10 protein-coding genes are annotated in these 12,363 nt (G+C 38.6%); 2 read left to right on the top strand and 8 right to left on the bottom strand.

Translation table 11 applies throughout. The features are described 5' to 3' along the window. Positions 1-5 precede the first annotated feature (5 nt). Entirely contained in the window at positions 6-311 is a 306-nt protein-coding gene (locus tag B0169_RS19465) for a YheV family putative zinc ribbon protein (RefSeq protein WP_077283532.1), read from the top strand. A 160-nt stretch (positions 312-471) separates the two neighbouring features. Here B0169_RS19465 and B0169_RS00130 read toward each other — a convergent pair whose 3' ends face one another. The 6 genes from B0169_RS00130 to B0169_RS00105 form a co-directional block, all read right to left on the bottom strand. Then, entirely contained in the window at positions 472-1,002 is a 531-nt protein-coding gene (locus B0169_RS00130) for an EF-hand domain-containing protein (protein WP_077283529.1), read from the bottom strand. A gap of 174 nt (positions 1,003-1,176) precedes the next feature. Continuing rightward, positions 1,177-2,457, bottom strand: coding sequence for a YHYH protein (locus B0169_RS19400; RefSeq protein WP_077283527.1), 1,281 nt, complete (start codon positions 2,455-2,457; stop codon positions 1,177-1,179). Positions 2,458-2,709: 252 nt separating this feature from the next. Beyond that, positions 2,710-3,177: a hypothetical protein gene (locus B0169_RS00120; protein ID WP_077283525.1), complete on the bottom strand. Its 468-nt coding sequence runs from the start codon at positions 3,175-3,177 to the stop codon at positions 2,710-2,712. Positions 3,178-3,188: 11 nt separating this feature from the next. Then, positions 3,189-3,476 carry an EF-hand domain-containing protein gene (locus tag B0169_RS00115; protein WP_143323424.1) on the bottom strand — a complete coding sequence of 96 codons (288 nt, stop codon included), beginning with the start codon at positions 3,474-3,476 and terminating at the stop codon, positions 3,189-3,191. A gap of 168 nt (positions 3,477-3,644) precedes the next feature. Further along, positions 3,645-4,310 (bottom strand): response regulator, encoded by a 666-nt coding sequence (locus tag B0169_RS00110; RefSeq protein ID WP_077283521.1) that lies wholly within the window; start codon positions 4,308-4,310, stop codon positions 3,645-3,647. A 9-nt stretch (positions 4,311-4,319) separates the two neighbouring features. Next, positions 4,320-5,741, bottom strand: a complete 1,422-nt coding sequence (locus tag B0169_RS00105) for an ATP-binding protein (RefSeq protein WP_235838421.1) — start codon at positions 5,739-5,741, stop codon at positions 4,320-4,322. A gap of 531 nt (positions 5,742-6,272) precedes the next feature. Between B0169_RS00105 and B0169_RS00100 the strand changes: the two genes are divergently transcribed. Then, on the top strand, positions 6,273-7,745 hold the full coding sequence (locus B0169_RS00100; RefSeq protein WP_077283519.1) for a CotH kinase family protein: 1,473 nt from the start codon (positions 6,273-6,275) through the stop codon (positions 7,743-7,745). 216 nt (positions 7,746-7,961) lie between these two features. On the opposite strand, the gene B0169_RS00095 is transcribed toward B0169_RS00100, so the two are convergent. Next, positions 7,962-10,040: a sensor domain-containing protein gene (locus B0169_RS00095; RefSeq protein ID WP_077283517.1), complete on the bottom strand. Its 2,079-nt coding sequence runs from the start codon at positions 10,038-10,040 to the stop codon at positions 7,962-7,964. A 262-nt stretch (positions 10,041-10,302) separates the two neighbouring features. Next, on the bottom strand, positions 10,303-12,339 hold the full coding sequence (locus tag B0169_RS00090) for an LTA synthase family protein (protein WP_179143608.1): 2,037 nt from the start codon (positions 12,337-12,339) through the stop codon (positions 10,303-10,305). Positions 12,340-12,363 lie beyond the last annotated feature (24 nt).

The following is a 12,363-nucleotide window of genomic DNA, read 5'->3' as shown; positions in this document are numbered from 1 at the left end:
TTTTAATGCAAGGCGCTATTGTCGCTTTTCCTTGGGGGGTTGTTCAAGGTAAAATAGAAACACTGGGCAGATATCTTGCTAAAACGAATGAAAAATTACCTAAAATTGAGTTAAACGTGAAGAAACGATTTATAGCTGGGGCAGTTTGTCCGAAATGCAAGGCAATGGACACCATGGGGCTAACCAAAGAAAATGGTGTAGAGACAGTAACCTGTGTTAGTTGTGGTCACTTAATGTCGCAACCTGAAGAGCATGTGGTGCAAGAAGTGAGACCTAATGAACAGGTTATTGGTATCTTCAAACAAGATTAAGCCAATGAAAATTTTACCGTGATGCGGTCGCTGTTTGTATCGAGTTTAAAAGTGTAAAAGGTGTTTAGTTAGTCGTTAAGTCGCATTAAGCAGTGATATAAATATTGTGCAAGTTAAAAGCTATTAAACAGCCGTTAACCTGCATTTTATTCTGATAATGTTATTCGGTAAATAAAGATACTTTTGAATTTTTATCAGACAACTCAAACACGTGTTTGCTGTTCTCACCTTTACGTGTGGCTGTGATGGCTAATGTATCTTCATGTTCACCCTTGCCAAAAAGGTTAACTTGATATTCAAGCGCACTGTTCGCTTGAGTTAAAGCAAAACGTCCCATAACCACTAGCTGTGACGCGGGTGCTTGAGGTGAATGATGAGAGGTCACCGGCGATAGCATTATACCTTCTAAAGTGAGTAGACCATTTTCATCTTTTAAGGTGATTTTGCTATGCACTGTTTTGATCATTTCTAGACGATGTGAAGTAAACTCCGCCGCAGAAAGTTTGCCGTCATTATCGTCATCAATCGCGGTAAAAGCAGAAACAGGTAATGAGATCACCATATAAACCCCATCTTCAGCAACGTTTAATGTACCTTTTTGTGCCACCATTACGTGAGCATATAGCGCCGAAGAAAATAGCGTAGTGATTAACACCACTGATGTGGCAAAGGCTGTTAGAGATAATTTCATCTTTAGTTTATTTCTCAATCTAATGTTTAATTTCATCAAGTTATTTCCGGTAAATTATAACCATGAGTATTAAGTTCGGACTGGCTTGATATCAAAGCCGGTCCGCTTGTTTCTATAAAGTCATAGGCTTAAAAGAGCGCTTAACTGTTATGGTTTTTTATTCGAGCTCATGCGTTATGGCGGTGGTGGCATGCCACCCGTAACGTCAACTTCACCTTTGACACAACGTTGAAAGTAAGGGTAGCTCTCAGTAGCAAAGTAGTGATAAATACCATTAGGGAACTCAGGCGTAACACCCACTCGGCCATTACATTCATCTAAATCACCAGAACCAGCAACATATTGCCAATCTTGTGCGAAGGTACCTAACGGATATATATCTTTAGAGGGACGAGAGCTACTAACGTCACTGATCAATTGATAACTGCCAGTGATCAGCTTGATTGGTGATGTAGCGTCACTGGCAATACTGTAGCCATAACGGGCATAGATTGGAAAACCATCGGCTGCCCAGCCGATAATAGTCATGGTTGTATCGCCACCACCTTGTTTAGCAATAAAACCTTCTGGCATGCCATGATAATGATATGCACCACCCGGTTGAACATGAGCATTGTTGTCATCGGTACCAAAATTGAAACTCGTTTGACCTAAGGCTTCGATACTCCAACTGCCACTGTTATCAATAAGGCTACAGTTATTGCCTGAATCGTCACAACTACCTGCAGTACCGGCATCAATTTTAACCCCATTAAGCACATAACCTGTTACACCGCGAGGTCCGCCCAAGGTTGTTGCTGTGGTTGACTCAACAGGAGATAAGGTTAGGCTATCGGCAACTGTTTGTGATTCAATCGCATTAGGGTTATTGCTATTTGGAAACTCACCTACCTTGTGATCTGGTACACCATTAGCACTTAACAAGCGCTCGTCATCGGTACAGCTCCATTGTGCCATGCTGTCTTCAAGCACATAAATTGAATCGTTATATTCGTTGTAATTATAATCACATAAAATGTTTGCCGTACTACCATTTGAAACTTCTGAAACGAAAATTTCAACACTATCGACTTCACTGCTTTCTTGGTCGTCATTCACCGTTAAGTGCACAATGTAATGACCAATAACATCAGCTATAAACGTTGGCGAAACATCATTTTCACTTGACAGTGTGGCAATACTATCTGTTGGAATCGTTGATAAACTCCAAGAATACCCCAGTGTGTCACCATCTGCATCGCTACTAAGCGCGCCCGAAAGTATCACGGTACTATTAACAAAGACACTTTGATCTTCGCCAGCATTGGCGACTGGTGCAGTATTGGTGGTGAACACTTCACCGCTATCGTCATTATTATCACTATCACTACCACCGCAAGCGGCTAATGTAGAAAGCAATAACAAACTTACTAACGAGGGTTTAACGTAATGATAAGCGCTGAATTTCTGTAGCATGGCTTTTTCCTTTAAGATTTATTTCTAGGGTTAGAAACAGTTAACTCAAGCTTAAAAGGTCAATGTGCAGGAAGTGTGCAAGTAATGTGAAAATGTAAAAAAGTCTAAAACTATTTGTTATTAGTGGGTTCGTTAAAGCTCAGCGCTAGATAATAATAGGCGTTATTTTTAATGGTAAAAGCTGATAATACGTTTGATATCAAAAATAACGCAGCTACTTATAAAAGCGTGATAAAGTGCTGCCAGAATCGGCTAAGCAGTGGTGTTAATGATAGACTCGCTAGGCTCTATATTAAACTTATCAAAAACTTGAGCCAATATTGCTTGTTTATCTTCATCACTGAGGCTTTCACTCTGACTCGCCGCTAAGGTTTCTTCTAACAGTTCTGCCAAATAGTCTGCCATCGAACTTATTTCATCACTGCTTTGTTTTGGTGGAGGCGGTGGTGGTCTGCTGCTATCTGCCGCTGCTGCGATGTCGCCAATGCTTTTTGCATCAAAACCAGCACTAGACATGACTTTCTCAAGCGCTGCTCCGGGTTGAATATCGGCTTGTGAAAACATATCAATAATACTCAGAGCATCTTCTTCGCTTAGCTCATCAGCATCAAACTCAGCTAAGGTGTCGGTAACAAACGTTTGTTGCTCTTCCGTTAAGTTTTGCTGTGTTCTTGGCGGAGGCGGAGGCATAGATATGCCAGCGTTAACGTTATTAATCATTGCATTATTCCTTACGGTTTTTTTTTAGCTGGCGGTTTGTGATTAGTAAATTCGACTTCGCTAATTACACCACTATTGTCGCTGTCGATATGGGCAAAAATTGTTTTATGTTCGCCATGAGGTAATGCGTGCTGAGAAAATTCAGCAAAGTCTATTTCATTGTCAGCGTTAACATCTAAAGTTGAAAACGAAGGTGGTGGACCGGGTCTATCGTTATTACGCTCTTTTGCTTGAGATTGATTAAATATCATCAATAGCAGTATGATCGCTATGACTATGGTTGATTGAGGCTTCATCATTTTGGTTGATCCTTGTGCTAAAACTAAATTCACCACAAGCTTAACAAGGGAATTTGCAAACAATGTGCAAATAAAAAGAAAGTTACTAGTAATTATTTTCCTGCTAGGCGTTTCTGTTATGTAGACGCTAACTCACTGTTTGAGCATGGATTTTTTACAGTAAAAGGGCTACAGCACCAAGCGATAACCCGTACCATAAACCGATTGTACCCAATCTTTACCATTACTAATGTCGCTGAGCTTTTTGCGTAATTTTTTTATATGGCTATCAATGGTACGGTTATTCACAATACGATGATCAGAATACATGTTTTGCATCAGTTGTTCGCGGCTAAAAATACGTTCTGGTTTTTCCGCTAACGGTTTTAGTAGTTGAAATTCTACCGCGGTTAATGCGACTTCTTGATGATGGAAACTCACGGTAAGGCGATATTCATCTAATGTAATCATATCACTAGATTTTTCAATGGTTTGCGTTCTTCTTAATACAGCCTTAACTCTAGCAACTACTTCACGCGGACTGAAAGGCTTGCAAATGTAGTCATCAGCGCCTAGCTCTAAGCCTAACAAGCGATCTATTTCTTCTACTTTTGCGGTAACCATTAAAATAGGTACGTTAGAAAACTGTCTAATTTCTTTGCAAAGATCGATGCCGTTTTTACCTGGTAGCATGATATCGAGTAAAATAGCTTTAGGTTTATTTTTTTTAACCCAAGCAATAACGTCATCACCATGGTGAATTAAGTAAGGGTTAAATTCTGCCATGGTAAAATAATCGGCTAATAAAGTAGCCAGTTTTATTTCATCTTCTACTATCAAGATCGAATGTGACATTCAGTTTCCTTAAACTAAAGGTAAAGTAATTATTAATGCTAAGCCGCCTAAACTTGATGCCACAGCACTTATTTTACCTTGATGCGCAATAACAATATGCTGGCAAATAGATAATCCCAAGCCAAAACCGCCGGTTTCACGATTTCTTGAGTCTTCCACACGGTATAGGTACTCAAATAAGTGTGCTAAGTGTGCTTCATCAACGCCAATACCGTTATCCTCAATAGTTAAAGTTACGGTGCCTTTATTGCTTTGTGAACGTTGCTCGTCAGCGTTATCAACAGTTAATGAGACTTTAAGCTCGCTAGCACCTGAGTATTTAATACAGTTATTGATTATATTTTCGAATAGCTGATAGAGCCGAGTTTTGTCAGCATAAATATTGGCTTCTTCAACGCTAAAATCAAGTAATAACGTTATGCCAGCATCGGCTAAATAACTACGATATTTCCCTGCTTCATTTTGGATTAATGATACTAACTCTTCAGCGTGCTTACGATAACCCATGCCACCGATATCTGCACTTGCCAGTTGATTTAAATCGTCTATCAAGCGTTGTAAGTGTTTCACTTCGTCATGGGCAGAAGCAATATTAGTTAAGGTTAATGGCCTTACCTTATCTAGCATTGCTTCTAATTCACCACGTAAAATAGCAACAGGGGTTCGAAGTTCATGTGATATGTTGGCTAACCAGCGTTTACGTGCGCTATCATTTTTTGCTAACGTTAAGGCAAGCTCATTGAAATCTCGACTTAATTCACTAAGTTCGTCTTTTCGTTTCAGATCAATAGATTGCTGATAATCACCCCGAGTTAATTTATGCATGCCTCGGGTGATCAATTTAATGGGTTCAACTATATGACGAGCAAGAGGTAATGTCAGCAACGCCACTAACAGCATAACAATTAGGGCAATCAGCCATAAATAGTTTTGTTGTTGTTCGATAAAGTCAACTTCATAGCCCTGGGTAAGTTCGTTACGTTTTGAAATAGCCACAAACCCAATCACCTGATTATTTAACTCAATGGGGGTTTTGGTATACGTTAATGTCAGGGGATAGCTACCTGCAATCAACGTTTCTTTGCTATCAAGTAAGGCATAATGTGCATCACGCTGTGGCGGAAGTGGCGGTCTGTTGTCGCCATTTTCAATATTGGCCGGTGGCCTACGTTCGGCGAGATGTGGTGGTATATGCTCTGGCTTCTTGAAGCCTTTTTTTCTTGGTAAATGATTGTTTCTCTTGATTTCAAAATCACTACCGGCAAGTTCTTGGTGAATTAGTTGACCAAATTTATGATTTTTACCGGTCATAGAGCGCCAACTATTATCAATTTTATATTCATCAGCAAGTTTAGATAAAACAGGCTTTAGTGTTGCTACTTCTTTGGAAATAACATATTCGATCATGCCTTTATCTATGCTCCACTGCATGAGTGATACTAGAACCGTCACTAATATCAGGCTAAAGCTGAACAAAAATACAAATAATTTATTCTGAATCTTCATTGATAATTTACTAATCTCAAATGTAATAAATGATGAGGCCTTATGTTCGCTTGGGCGCAATAACATGGAGACTGCAATACTACCTGACCATCATATTTATATATTGTTAGGTAAAGACTTAACAATCGTTAGGCTTTCTTTGTTTTAGCATAACAAAACAATGTGCAAAAAATATGGATGAAGATAAATAATGCTTACTACACCAGCATAGCATTGTTAACTTCGCGCTTTTTCGTAATCAATACAGTTATATGCAATTTTAGCTTAGCACGTAAAGCTACATTATCAGCGCTGTATTTACTGTCCGTAAATTATTTTACATTTACTCATTGTTTACGCATTTTTTGCACATTGCTTCGGTAAGCTCTAATTCATTAGCTTGAGCTGAGCTATTTAAAAGTAGCTTAGTTCAAATACACCATTTAAAAAATAAAGTTGACTAACAGTAGGTTTAATATGATGAATAGCTTGTCTTGTAATAAATTTAATCAAACCCTAAAACAGCTAACTTTGCTGTCAGCACTGAGCTTAGCATTTACCTTGTCAGGATGCGGTGGTAGTGAGAGCACTGAAGCAACTGCAGTTGAAATAGTGACAGAAGTACCTGCTGAGCCTATCAGCACTGAAATCACTGACACAGATTTTGAAGCAACGGATTGGACTGATGCTACGCATAGCAAAAGTGCTGAACCCAACTTTGCTGAAGTTTTTGATGGTACTCAAGTTAAGCGTTTCGACTTTGTAATAACACCTGAACGTTGGCAAAGTATGCTTGATGATATGACAGGGCTGTATGGAGAATTTGGTCAACGTTCAGCTAGTGCTGGCTTAAGCGATGTTGATGAAGACCCGATCTTTGTTCCTGCTGACGTTTACTATAACGATAAGCAATGGTATCGGGTTGGCCTTAGGTTTAAAGGTAATTCATCACTACAAACGAGTTGGCAGCAAGGCATACTGAAACTTTCATTTAAAATGGATTTTGATGAATTTGAAGATGACTATCCACAGATTGATAACCAACGATTTTATGGTTTTAAAAAATTTAGTCTGAAAAATAACTTTGATGACAGCTCTTTTTTGCGTGAAAAAGTTGCTGCTGACGTTTTTAGAAACTCAGGTATGGCAATATCTAATAGTGCTTTTTATACCGTGTATGTAGATCATGGTGATGGGCCTGAATATTTCGGTTTGTACACCTTAGTAGAAGAAATTGATGATACGGTACTTGAAACACAGTTTGCTGATGACAATGGTAATTTATACAAGCCAGAAGATAGTGGCGCCGATTTTGTTGAAGGTAGTTTTAATGAAGAAAGCTTTGCCAAGAAAACTAATGAAGACGATGAAGACTGGTCAGATATCATCGCACTTTTTGATGCTTTGCATGCTGAAACAAGAACAACGGCACCCGATACATGGAGAGAAAACCTTGAAACAGTTTTTGACGTCGATGTGTTTTTACAATATTTAGCGGTAAATGGCATCATACAAAACTGGGATACTTATGGTCGTATGACACATAACTACTACCTTTATAATAACCCTGAAACATCAAAGTTAACTTGGATCCCTTGGGATAACAATGAAGCACTGCAAGCGGGTAAAATGTCAGGTGCTTTAGCGCTAGATTTCTCTAACTTAGATAGTGTTAGTTGGCCGTTAATTGCAAAAATTTATGCTGATGATGTTTACAGAGCGCGTTATAACGAATACGTATTAACAGCCATAGGTGGCGCTTTTGAAACTAATACGATGCAAGCCGCCTACGATAGTTACGCAGCCCTGGTGGCCCCTTATGCAACAACCGAGCTATCAGGCTATTCATTTTTAAATAGTGAGAGTGACTTTTATCAAGCAATTGAACAGCTAAAAGCGCATGCAGAGAGTCGTGCGCAAGCGGTTGAAACTTATTTAGACAGCCAGTAGCGGTCAGCGGGTATGTTGTTTTCTTGAGCGTAATTGTTAGGTAAGCCTTAACAGAAATGTTAAGGCTTTTTATCAAGCGGCCTGTTAAGTGCCTATTAGGGAACGTTGTTAAGTGACTGATATTTACGCCATCATAATATGTTCATACTTACCGTCTGACATAAGTAATCATCAGTTATTGTTATGTAGTGAACGTCAGTTATTCAACAGAAATCATTAATAATAACGTGCTGAAAACTCAAGCAATTGCATGGCAGGTATTGGCTTACTAAAATAATATCCTTGTATGAAGTCACATTTTAACTTATTCAGTGCTTGTAATTGTTCTGCAGTTTCAACGCCTTCTGCAATAACCGTTAACCCTAAACTATGGGACATGGCAATGGTTGCCTTTACTAAGTTGTAATCAGCTTTGCTCGAGGTGATACCATTGATAAAGCTTCGATCAATTTTCAGTACGTCAAACGGGTACTGCCTGAGGTAGCTTAATGATGAATAGCCGGTACCAAAATCATCCATTGAGAGTTTTATGCCAAGCTCATTAATTTGTTCTAGTGCATGGTGTATATAAGATTGTCCGCTCATCAACACCCCTTCAGTAATTTCAAGCTCTAAATATTTACTACTGATATTACTCTCGCTTAAGCTTGTTTTTATAAAATTGAGTAACTCAGCATCTCTGAATTGACGAGGAGACAAATTGACCGCTATTGTATACTGCTGCTGATCAGCACTTTGCCATTGAGCTAAAAAGCCTAACGCTTGTTTCATAACGAATTGCCCAATAGGTACAATGAGACCGGTATGCTCAGCAATTGGAATGAATTCATCTGGGCCTACATGACCAAGTTTAGGGTTATGCCATCGTAGTAAGGCTTCTGCACCAATAATATTTTCATTTTTGGCATTAAACTGAGCTTGATAGTGTAATTCAAACTCATTACGTTCAAGGGCTCCATGCATTTGCTCTTCAATTTCGAATCGTCGTTGCATGCAAGTATTCATTTCTTTAGTAAAAAATGAATAGGTATTGCGCCCTAGCGCTTTTGCTTGATACATTGCTGTATCGGCATTGCGCAGTAAATCAGAAGCGCAACGACCATTTTTAGGATAAACGGCAACCCCAATGCTCATGGTTAATATTAACTCTCTACCACCAATTTTAAAGGGCTCTCTAAAGGCTTTTAGTAAATTCTCAGCAATAGCTAGCGCATTATGATGTTCAGTTAGCCCTCTAAGTAAAATAATAAATTCATCACCGCCTAAGCGCCCAACAGTATCTTCTTTGCGTAAAACCTGTTGCAGTCTAGCCGCTGACTCTACCAAAAGCTTGTCGCCTATTTCATGACCTAATGAATCATTGGCTTTTTTAAAATCATCTAAATCAAGAAACAAGACAGCGGCTTTTTCATTATTTCGCTCTGCTTCAATTAATATTTGCGACAAGCGGTCGAGCGCTAAAAAGCGGTTAGGTAATAAAGTTAAGCTGTCGTAATAGGCTTGATGACGGATTAATTCATCCGCTTTATGCTGCTCGGTAATATCACGAATAATAACCATCATTTGTTGATATTCTTTTAAATGGCTAATTCTCGCTTCAAAATATGCTAGGCCCTGAGGTACAGATAGCTCATATTCAAAACGTGTTATGTCTTTTTGCTGCAGTGCTTTAGCAAAATGACTTTGAAATTGATTAGCAACTTTTTTAGGCAATATAGCGGTCATATTTTTGCCAATAAATTCACTTGCTGGTACATACAGGTAGTTCTTATTACTGGCGTGGTAGTCTAGGATGGTGCCGTCAGCTTTCATTAAGAAAAATAAATCTGGAATGGCTTCAAAGATAGTTTCCAGCATGTCTTCTTTAAATAGCGCTTGCGCCTGTGCTTGCCTTACATCTGTTAAGTCAATATCAATACAGTACATTTGCTTGTTGTTATATTGATTTGTGAACATAACATGACTTGAAAAAACGGATATCTCAGAACCATCTTTTTTACGCAAGGTGATTTCAGATGCTGGTATTTCTATACCTTTCGTTATCCAACTATGGTGTGCATCAATGACTATTTCGCACAGGGCATAAGGAATAATTAGATTTTCAATTTTCTCGCCTGTCGCTTCTTCTTTACTGTAGCCATAAAGTAATTCACTACCTTCATTCCAATAGATGACACGTCGTTGTTCATCGTACCCTTGGACAGAAATAGCATTTACAGCATCAAACAATTGATGCAGTGGATCATTGATAACATATTGATGAGTTAACATTTTGTAAACTTTGCTTGAGTCCATTAAGCGCGATCCAATAATTACAAGGCAGTTACCTTAATAGTAGTTATAAATAATAAATTTCGCACGGCCAAATGCAATTGAGTTAAGTTCTGCGACTCTTACCTCTACTGTCGTTAGAACGATGCTCTGGCATATTGCTGCTTGCGAATGTTTTCTTCAACTTAAGCTGTTGTGTTACTTATTTTCACCCTGGTCAAGTGGCTTGGGTATACATTTTTTGTCCCAATTAATAACTGCGTGAATTACTATTATTTTTTGCGCCTTAATCGACTACTTCGGTAAGTGCTAGAGAGCCATCTTGTGCACTGTCCGCTAAATCGAAACGTGAAGCTTGACCTGAAGGGTACCACTTTTTTTCGTAAGCTAAGCAGCCCCATAATACGTGTGCTAAGGCTATTTTATTCTGCTGTGGGTTTAATGGGGTTGGTGTTAATTTCTGGGTGTAAGCGTTGTAATTAAAAGCCAGAGGGGCTTTATCTGGACGTAAAATGGTAACATTATCACCTTTCATATAAGCAAAGTTATCAGCATATTGCATCATGGCTCTTCCTGCCGCTTGGCTGTTATTAAGATCATGGCCGAGCATCGGTGAGACGTTTTCAATACCCATTAATGATAATAAGGTTGGTGCCAAATCAATTTGGCTTACCACTCTTTCGTCAAGGGTGTTTGCTTTTCCTGAATTAAGAATAACACCAGGTATATGAAAATTATTAATGGGGACTAAATCGCTACCTGAAGCTCTGGCGTCATGGTCAGCAACTATCAGGAATACGGTGTTTTGCCAATATGCTTGTGTTTTAGCTTTGGCGATAAACTTACCTAAAGCATAATCAGCGTATTGAATTGCTTTATGGCGGGCTAATTCTTTTGTATTGTATTTTGCTAGCTGCGCTTGACTATAGTTAATCGGTTTAACAACGCCTTCTGGTATTTCGAAAGGGTCGTGGTTGCTTGATGAAAAAATGAAGCTGAAAAAAGGTTTATCTGCGTTATGTAGTTTGTTTAGTTCTACATTTGCTTGGCGAAATAAATCTTCATCACTGGCACCCCAAGAGGCAACAAATTTAGGGCTTTCTATATCGTCAAAATCGACAATATCATCAAAGCCATTACCTAAAAAGAAACTTTTCATATTGTCGAAATGGCTTTCACCGCCATAAATAAACTGAGTATTATAGTTGTTGTCTTTTAACAAACTCGCGATGGTAAAAAAATTTTGTTGAGACTTTCCTAATTTAACAACAGCTCTTGCTGGGGTTGGAGTAAAGCCCGTGATTACAGCTTCTATTCCCCGTACTGAGCGTGTTCCCGTAGCGTATAAATTCTTAAAAGCCCAGCCGTCATTATTGAGTTTATCTATTTGAGGTGTTAATGCTATGCCGCCTAGAGAAGAAACAAATTGTGCACCTAAACTTTCTTCTAAAATAATAACTAAGTTTTTAGCTTTGCCTTGGTAAACAGGTAAGCGTTTATTTAATGATGGTAGATCGGAAACAAGAAACGACTGGGGAGCAAGTTGTGTTTCAGTTTGAATAATATCTATAAGGTCTTGCTCATGCATCTTACCGTAGAGTTTGGCGGCATTTTCTTCATCGCCAAATTGTTTATAGGCGTGTGTAACACTGTAAATAGAATTAAGCGTTAACGAATTTATCAATGGGTCGGTTGAGAAATAAACCAATGAGGGGTTAATGGGTCTATGTCCCGTTGTACCCCTAGCAAACGCAAAAAGTACCACAATAAGCAAACAAAATGAGATAACCGATGACGTCAAATTTCCTTGCTGTGTTTGCTGATAACGTTGAAATAACCTGTGGTTTAGTTGCCAAAATATTTTACTGATGAATATCAGCAATGAAATCACCAGTATTAGGGTGACTAAATGTCCATTAAAAAGCATTTTCATGACTTCATTAGGATAAGCTAGATATTCGATGAACAATCGATTGGGGCGAAAGCCATACTCATTAATAAATGCTGGCGTGGCTAATTCAAAAAACAAAACACTAATAAATACGGCGGTAAATATCCCGCTAAGTAAGGTGAGCCAATGTGCGGAATATTTATGCCACAGCATGAGCCAAGGATGTATCAATGCAGGGATAACCAATAAGTAGCCAATGGAGCTTAAATCAATCCTCAAACCATTAAAGAGTAATGTTATTAAGCTTTCAATGTTTGCTATTCGTTCAAACTGCCAAACGCTTAAGCCAAGTCTTGAGATAAATAAGCTCAGCACTAATATTATAGCGAATAGTATAAATGGTCGTATTAGGTAAATGATTGAAGTAAGCATTGTTGTTCGGTATGAATAAATAAA

Source organism: Cognaticolwellia aestuarii, from assembly GCF_002000025.1.
In the GTDB taxonomy this organism is placed as follows: domain Bacteria; phylum Pseudomonadota; class Gammaproteobacteria; order Enterobacterales; family Alteromonadaceae; genus Cognaticolwellia; species Cognaticolwellia aestuarii.
This window is presented reverse-complemented; position numbering and strand designations above follow the sequence as displayed.

Bases quoted from the DNA above. Each gene is read 5' to 3' on its own strand.
- B0169_RS19400 (WP_077283527.1), bottom strand. From the start codon at position 2,457: ATGCTACAGAAATTCAGCGCTTATCATTACGTTAAACCCTCGTTAGTA.
- B0169_RS00110 (WP_077283521.1), bottom strand. From the start codon at position 4,310: ATGTCACATTCGATCTTGATAGTAGAAGATGAAATAAAACTGGCTACT.
- B0169_RS00105 (WP_235838421.1), bottom strand. From the start codon at position 5,741: ATGCAGTGGAGCATAGATAAAGGCATGATCGAATATGTTATTTCCAAA.
- B0169_RS00090 (WP_179143608.1), bottom strand. From the start codon at position 12,339: ATGCTTACTTCAATCATTTACCTAATACGACCATTTATACTATTCGCT.
- B0169_RS00095 (WP_077283517.1), bottom strand. From the start codon at position 10,040: ATGGACTCAAGCAAAGTTTACAAAATGTTAACTCATCAATATGTTATC.
- B0169_RS19465 (WP_077283532.1), top strand. From the start codon at position 6: ATGCAAGGCGCTATTGTCGCTTTTCCTTGGGGGGTTGTTCAAGGTAAA.
- B0169_RS00120 (WP_077283525.1), bottom strand. From the start codon at position 3,177: ATGATTAATAACGTTAACGCTGGCATATCTATGCCTCCGCCTCCGCCA.
- B0169_RS00100 (WP_077283519.1), top strand. From the start codon at position 6,273: ATGATGAATAGCTTGTCTTGTAATAAATTTAATCAAACCCTAAAACAG.
- B0169_RS00130 (WP_077283529.1), bottom strand. From the start codon at position 1,002: ATGAAATTATCTCTAACAGCCTTTGCCACATCAGTGGTGTTAATCACT.
- B0169_RS00115 (WP_143323424.1), bottom strand. From the start codon at position 3,476: ATGATGAAGCCTCAATCAACCATAGTCATAGCGATCATACTGCTATTG.